6 protein-coding genes are annotated in these 6,085 nt (G+C 67.3%); 3 read left to right on the forward strand and 3 right to left on the reverse strand.

Annotation, left to right across the window (positions count from 1 at the left end):
• The 3 genes from VGK32_22410 to VGK32_22420 all read left to right on the forward strand — a co-directional run.
• Window positions 1–559, forward strand: a 559-nt coding sequence (locus VGK32_22410) for a response regulator transcription factor (GenBank protein ID HEY3384521.1), incomplete at its 5' end; no start/stop codon positions are given.
• Window positions 560–567: 8 nt separating this feature from the next.
• Window positions 568–1,980, forward strand: a complete 1,413-nt coding sequence (locus tag VGK32_22415) for a heavy metal sensor histidine kinase (GenBank protein HEY3384522.1) — start codon at window positions 568–570, stop codon at window positions 1,978–1,980.
• A 196-nt stretch (window positions 1,981–2,176) separates the two neighbouring features.
• Window positions 2,177–3,571: a 2-hydroxycarboxylate transporter family protein gene (locus tag VGK32_22420; protein HEY3384523.1), complete on the forward strand. Its 1,395-nt coding sequence runs from the start codon at window positions 2,177–2,179 to the stop codon at window positions 3,569–3,571.
• 89 nt (window positions 3,572–3,660) lie between these two features.
• Here VGK32_22420 and VGK32_22425 read toward each other — a convergent pair whose 3' ends face one another.
• From VGK32_22425 to VGK32_22435, 3 genes are all read right to left on the reverse strand, one after another.
• Window positions 3,661–4,722 carry a hypothetical protein gene (locus VGK32_22425; protein ID HEY3384524.1) on the reverse strand — a complete coding sequence of 354 codons (1,062 nt, stop codon included), beginning with the start codon at window positions 4,720–4,722 and terminating at the stop codon, window positions 3,661–3,663.
• Window positions 4,723–5,339: 617 nt separating this feature from the next.
• Window positions 5,340–5,540, reverse strand: a complete 201-nt coding sequence (locus VGK32_22430; protein HEY3384525.1) for a hypothetical protein — start codon at window positions 5,538–5,540, stop codon at window positions 5,340–5,342.
• The coding region (locus VGK32_22435) for a nucleotidyl transferase AbiEii/AbiGii toxin family protein (protein ID HEY3384526.1) at window positions 5,537–6,085 on the reverse strand (549 nt) is incomplete at its 5' end. The genes VGK32_22435 and VGK32_22430, both read right to left, overlap by 4 nt.

Here is a 6,085-nt window from a genome sequence, read left to right on the forward strand (position 1 = left end):
CCAGTCGTTCGACCTCGTGATCCTCGATCTGATGCTGCCCGGCCGGGACGGGTTCGAGATTCTCAACGGGATACGGCAGCGTGGCATCGAGACGCCCGTGCTGATCCTCACGGCCCGCGACACCGTCGGGGATCGCGTCGCGGGGTTGGACGGTGGTGCGGACGACTACCTCGTGAAGCCGTTTGCCTTCGCCGAGTTGCTGGCCCGGGTCCGTGCGCTGTTGCGCCGGAGCCACAGCGACAAGGTCGTGCGCCTGAAGGCCGCCGACCTGGAGATCGACACCGCGACCCGGGAGGCGTCCCGAGGAGGCCACGCGCTCACGCTCACCGGGCGGGAGTTCGAGCTCCTCGAGTACCTGGTCCGCCACAAGGGCGTCATCGTGTCCCGGGAGATGCTCGCGCGCGACGTCTGGAAGGAGCCGGATCGCGGGACTCCGCTCGACAACGTGATCGACGTGCACGTCACCCACCTGCGCAAGAAGGTGGACGTCGGGTTCGACGTGAAGCTGCTCCACACGGTTCGCGGCGTCGGGTTCGTGCTGAAGGAGGGGGGACAGTGAGTTTGCGCGTGCACGGTCCCAGGGACGTTCGGACCAGACTGGCCTGGGTATTCGCGATGACCCTCGCGATCCTCCTCGCGGTGTACGCCGCGGGCGTCTACGTCCTGCTTCGCCAGGCGCTCTATCGCGAGCTCGATCGGCAGTTGGAGGCGGACTTCCATGTCGGCGAGGAGATGATGGAGAACGCGTCGCGCAGCGGCGGCCGCCTGCGCTTCGCCTCCGACGCCGCCCTGCCGCGCGCCCCGGAGGTGCTGCCCACTCCCAAGTGGCGCTGGCTCGAGATCTGGAGCCCCGACCGACAGCTGCTCTACGGCAACCCCGAGGACCCGAAGGTCGCCCGCCACCTCTCGTCGGTCCCGACCGCCGAGTCGGTCGGTCCGCGGTCGGTCGACTTCGTGGACGGTGAACGGGTTCGCATGCTCAGCCGCCCGCTCGTCGTCCTGGAGACGCCCGTCATCATACGGGTTCTGCGGTCCGAGGAGGGGCTGCAGCACGAGTTGTGGGAGTACCTCCGCGTCCTCTTGATCGCCCTTCCGGTCGCCGTCGTACTGGCCGGGCTCTGTGGATACGTGCTGACGAAACCCGCCCTCGAGCCCCTTGTGACGATGGCGCAGCGCGCGCAGTTGATCACGGCTGAGCGCCTCAGCAACCGCCTGCCGGTGGAGAACCCGCACGACGAAGTCGGCCGGCTCGCCACGATCTTCAACGACACGCTCTCGCGGCTCGAGCAGTCGTTCGAACACCTGCGGCGGTTCACCGCCGACGCGTCGCACGAACTCCGTACACCCCTCACGGCGCTCCGCAGCGTCGGCGAGGTCGGGCTGCGCGGCGACCGGACGCCGGCGGCGTATCGCGAGATCATCGGCAGCCTCCTCGAAGAGGTCGATCGACTCTCCCATGTCGTGGACAGTCTGCTGTTGCTCTCTCGCGCCGAGACGGGCCAGGTCCAACTGAACGTGGAACGCGTGGAACTCGTGGACCTCTGCCGTGAAACCTGCGAGTTCCTCGCGGTCCTGGCCGACGACAAGCGTCAGACCGTCAACGTCGCCTCCGGCGGGCCGGTCCCGGTTTTCGCCGATCGCACCATCCTGCGCCGGGCCGTCGTCAATCTGGTGGACAACGCGATCAAGTTCAGCCCGCAGGAGGGCGCCATCACGGTCACCGTCGGTCGGCGGGGCCAGGACGCCGTCGTGGAGGTCACCGACCGGGGGCCGGGCATCCCGGCCGCAGATCGTGAACGGGTCTTCGATCGGTTCTACCGCGTGGACCCCGGCCGCTCACGCACCGAGGCGCAGGGCGGCTCGGGGCTTGGCCTCTCCATCGCCCGATGGGCGGTCCAGGCCTCCGGCGGCCGTCTCGTCGTCGAGAGCGAAGAGGACGCCGGAAGCACCTTCCGAATCACGCTCCCGGCCGTCGAGTAGCGGCGCCACTCCCCGAACGCCCAGCCGCGGGTTGGCGACGGCCCCCGGAGTCCGCTCCGTCGGACCGCCGGCAACGGCGCCAGGTTAACGCGACTTCAGGAAGACTTCAGTTGTGACCCGCACGGCCTGGAGGCCTAATACCACGGAACAGGTTCTCCCAACCGTGCCGGGAGCCTCGTCGTGGAGTGCCAAAGACATGAACGCAACAGCACCTGCCGGCGTCGGACCCGAGCGCGCCTCTTCCGAGCCGGCCGCGTCCCGGATCCAGCCTCCGGTGGTCGCGATCCCGCCGCTTTGGAGGCGCGTGCTCGCCTTCAAGATCCGGATCGTGCCGCTGAGCGTCTACCTGCCGTTCTTCGCGCTGATGGTCCTGTTGATGTCGAGCGGCCGGCTCCCGAAGGACATGCTGGGAGCCCTCGCGGTGATGGCGCTCCTGGGCTACCTGTGCGGGGAGATCGGCAACAGGATACCCATCCTCAAGGACGTCGGAGGCGCGCCGATCATGGCGACGTTCCTTCCCTCGTACCTCGTCTTCGCGAAGCTGCTTCCCGACGTCGCCGTCACGACCGTGACGTCGTTCATGAAGACGAGCAACTTCCTGTACGTGTACATCGCGATGGTCATCGTCGGGAGCATTCTGGGCATGAACCGGACCGTCATGCTCAAGGCGTTCGCCAAGATGTTCGTCCCGCTGGTGGCGGCGACGTTCGTCGCGACGGGCGTGGGCCTGGCCACCGGCGCGCTCATGGGCCTCCCCCTGTCGAGGACCTTCTTCTACATCGTCGTGCCGATCATGGCCGGTGGAGTCGGAGAAGGCGCCATCCCGCTGAGCATGGGGTACGCGGGCATTCTCGGGGTCGCCCAGGAGGACACGTTCGCGCAGGTTCTGCCCGTCGTGATGCTCGGCAGCCTGACGGCCATCATCCTCTCCGGCCTCCTGAAACGGCTGGGCGAGAAGCGGCCCGAACTCTCCGGGGAGGGCCGCCTGGTCAAGGAGGGAGCCGGCGACGACGAGACACGCGTCCTCGAGGCGGCGACCGAGACGCACGCGAGCCTGGATCTCTCGCAGATGGCGGTCGGCGGCGTGATGGCGCTGGGGTTCTACCTGCTCGGCGTGTCCCTGGCACCCGTGACCGGCATTCCGGGGCCGATCACCATGCTGTTCACCTGCGTGGTGGTCAAAGCGCTCGGATGGCTGCCCAGGGAGCTCGAAGAAGGCGCGTACATGATTCATCGCTTCTTCGTCGTGGGCGTGACCTTCCCGCTGCTGTTGGCCGTAGGAGTCGCGATGACGCCGTGGGCCAGCCTGGTGGCCGTGTTGACCCCGAGCATCCTGCTGACCATCGTGGCGACGGTGGTGTCCATCGTCGCGAGCGGCTTCTTCGTCGGCCAGTGGATGAAGATGTACCCGGTCGAGGCCGCGATCGTGACCGCCTGTCACAGCGGGCAGGGAGGCACCGGGGACGTGGCCATCCTGACGGCGTCCGACCGCCTGGTGTTGATGCCGTTCGCCCAGGTCTCGACGAGAGTCGGCGGCGCCGCCATGGTGACGTTTGCAATCTTCCTCCTTCGGTGGGTGACGGCAAAGTAGCGCCAGACCCCCACGGCAGCCGGAGCGGGCTCGCCGCCCGCTCCGCTGCCCGCTCCGCTGCCCGCTCCGCTCCGCTGCCGCTCACCGTGCTACCTGGACGCCGGACCGAAGACGAGCACGGTGAACGACCCGCTGACGGGGATTGGCTTGGGAGTCGCCTCGCCGGGTTTCGATGGAGGCAGCGGCTGGTAGAGACCCGACGCCACGTAGATCTTGTGGGTCACCGGGTCGAGCGCCATCGTCTTCGAACGCCACGGCGTCCGGAGCGTCTGGACCACCTTCAGTCTGCCGTCGCTCGCAACCTGAAGGATCGTCAGTGTGCCCTCGGTCTCCGCGCTGAAGATCAGGCCGGTCGCGGCGTCGAACTCGACGCCGTCGTTGCCGGTCCCGGTCGGGGCCGTGTCGAGGACGGCGCCGTTGCGGCTGTCCATGAGGATCAGCTTGCCGTTGCCACAGCCGACGAACAGCCGGTGGGACTTCGTGTCGATCGCCAGGCCGGTTGCCTCCGCGCCGGGAGCCGTCGGCCAGTTCGCGACGATGGCGTGCGTCGCCGTGTCGATGGCGACGACGACGTTCTTGTCCTGAATGGCGCTGTAGATCCGACCAGCCGCCGGATCGAGCGCCGCCAGTTCCGGCTTTCCGGGCATCGGAATCGTCGCCACCACGTTGCCGGTTCTCGCAGCGATGACCGTGGCGGAGTAGGCCGTGCCCGCCCGATCGGCGTTGAAGGTGTATACCTCCTCCCGCGCGGGGTCGTACAGCATGGCGTCGGGGTTCTCGCCGGTCCTGATCTTCTTGATGACCCTCAGGGTCGACAGCTCGACCATCGTGGACGTGTTCTCGCTGCCGTTGCTCGAGAACCCTCGGTCGAGGGCGGGGATGGCGAGGAACCCGTGCGCACCGGGGGTATCGTCGACGCGCCCGACGACGGCGTCCTTCTCGAGATCGATGACGGCAACGAAGTTGGCGTGGGGTGCGTAGAGTCGCTTCGTTGTCGGCTCCACGGTCAGGAAGTCCCACCCTCCATCGCCGCCGATAGTGATCGCCGCCACCTTCTGGTACTGGGGCGTCTTCGCCGACCGCCCCTGGTCGGCACGAGCCGTCCCCAGGGCGAGCCCTGCGAGCACGACGCCGATGACCATGCGCTTCATCTCATCCTCCGAAAAGGGGCCGGCGTTGCCGCCCGCCCGGTTCTGCCGTCACGAGGCACCCAGCCGATCGGCTGCGACGCGTTCCACAGGGGCACCCGACGACACTCTGTTATGGCGCACGATCCGCTCGTCCACCACTGAAGATTCCTGAAGTCTGTTTAAGGAAGGCGCGCCGCCTGAACGCAAGTTCAGCGTGATTCAGCAGGTCGTCGGTTCGAGTCCGATCGCCCGCTCCATAGGATTAGGGTCCATTCCGGGGACATACGGTCGTCGTCAACGACTCTTGCGAACTCTCCGAAGTCCGTTCGGAGAACACGGCGCAGCGTTGCCGCAAACCCCGGCGGACCGCGATAACCGCCAAGGCGCGCCCGGAAGTCCGTGCAGTCAAGGCCGCCGTGCCTTGACGGCCGGGCCTTCGGGCGTAGATTCGGTCGGTCGCGGCCGCCGATTCGGTCGCAAATGCTGCCGACAAACGCCGCCCTTCCGCTCGCGGGTCGAACTCGGCTGCTTCGGCTGCAACCCAGACAGTTTCGAAGTGCTGACGTGTCCGAACCCGACCGCGAATCGCACGCGCTCTCGAGGTCGATCTTCGCGCGTGCACGCCGCGACGACTTGGTTCACCAGGCCTCGCTGACGCGGTACTGGCCGCCGCTGATGTCAACCACAAACGGCTTGATCTGCTTGGACCAGTAGGTGTCGAAGGTCTTCTTCTTCGTCCAGCCTGCAAACTCCTGGAGCTGCTGCCTGGTGTCCGCGATCTTCCAGAGCCCCGCCTCGAATTCCTCGATTCCCTTCAGGCGGTCAGCAGTCATGGTCACGTTGTGGCTCGAAGTCGGTGTCGGGTCGAGTTGAAGTCTTCTTCAAAACGACTGACAACCGCAAGGATCTCGGCGAACTCCGGCGCCTCGCCGAAGAACATGGACTCGCGCATGGCGTCGTAGTCGCGTCGCCACTGCGCGCGGCGGTCGTCGGCCGGAACGAGCCGAAGTGAGCCCGGCGCAAAGGAGGCCTGCGCGTCACGGCTTCGCCGGAAGAACACCGCGCGGTGGGCTGCTACCCGTTCGAACAGCTCCGTGTCCCGGGCTGCGCGCTCAGCAACGCCTCGCGCGATGAGGCACCAAAGGTCGTAGTAGTGCCGGGCGAGGCGGGCCTTCGGGGCGGCCGAGCCCTCGCGATACGTCTCCTCGTGGAGCAGGGCCACCTTCTCCCAGAAGGTTCGCTCAGGTGCGACGGCGTGCACGGTGAACCGGGAGTCTGACACTTCATCGGGAAGGACCTCCACGAGGTACGGCGCGATCTCCGGCTCGGCGGATGGCTCGGTGTCGGAGCGGGCGCCAAGCTCGATCTTCACGACTGGCCGGAC

The organism is Vicinamibacterales bacterium (assembly GCA_036504215.1).
In the GTDB taxonomy this organism is placed as follows: Bacteria; Acidobacteriota; Vicinamibacteria; order Vicinamibacterales; family Fen-181; genus FEN-299.